The sequence below is a fragment of the Pseudomonas sp. 05N434 genome (assembly GCF_056396965.1).
Genome location: NZ_JBFTMK010001038.1, coordinates 1 through 621, shown reverse-complemented (window position 1 = coordinate 621; position 621 = coordinate 1). Strand labels below are relative to the sequence as shown.

Below are 621 nucleotides of genomic sequence, written 5' to 3'. Positions count from 1 at the left end.
CTTTTGCTGTCAGCAACGCCTGATTTGGAGCCGAACATGAAAAACGCCGCCGTACTCACCTTGGCCTTGATGCTCAACATGGGGGTGTTCAGTACGCAAGCAGCAGCGGCTGGCGATGCCGAGGCGGGCGAGAAACTGTTCAAGCGAATCTGTGGCGGCTGCCACCAGGTAGGGAGTTCGGCGCGAGGTTTTTTTGGTCCGCAACTCAATGCGATTTTCGGGCGCCCTGCGGGCAGCACGGCGGACTACCAGTACTCAGACGCGATGAAATCATCAGGCGTCGTCTGGACCCGCGAAACTCTCACCGCCTACATCGAAGCGCCAAAAACAGTGGTCCCCGGCACCCGCATGATTTTCTGGGGCCTCAGCGATCCGGAAAAGATCGAAAACCTGTTGGCCTATCTGCAGACGTTTCAGCCGCAATGATCGGAGCCTTATCGATCCGCTTTTTTCAGTGCTGAGTGATATCAATGGGCCACTTCATCCGTTAGAGTATGCGCCGCCCGAGAGATGGATCCCGGGTATTTCTAATGGAGTGACACAGTGAATTACCTCAGCAAAGCGGTTGCCGTAGCCCTGTTTGGCCTGGTTCTGGCGGGTTGCACCGGCACCCCGATGAAG

1 protein-coding gene is annotated in these 621 nt (G+C 56.7%); it reads left to right on the top strand.

The window, feature by feature from the left end; all coding sequences use genetic code 11:
- Nucleotides 1–36 precede the first annotated feature (36 nt).
- Nucleotides 37–426 (top strand): c-type cytochrome, encoded by a 390-nt coding sequence (locus AC1DLB_RS31580; RefSeq protein ID WP_477744324.1) that lies wholly within the window; start codon nt 37–39, stop codon nt 424–426.
- Nucleotides 427–621: the final 195 nt, after the last annotated feature.

Excerpts from the sequence above, each read along its gene's own strand:
- AC1DLB_RS31580 (WP_477744324.1), top strand. The coding sequence starts at position 37 with ATGAAAAACGCCGCCGTACTCACCTTGGCCTTGATGCTCAACATGGGG.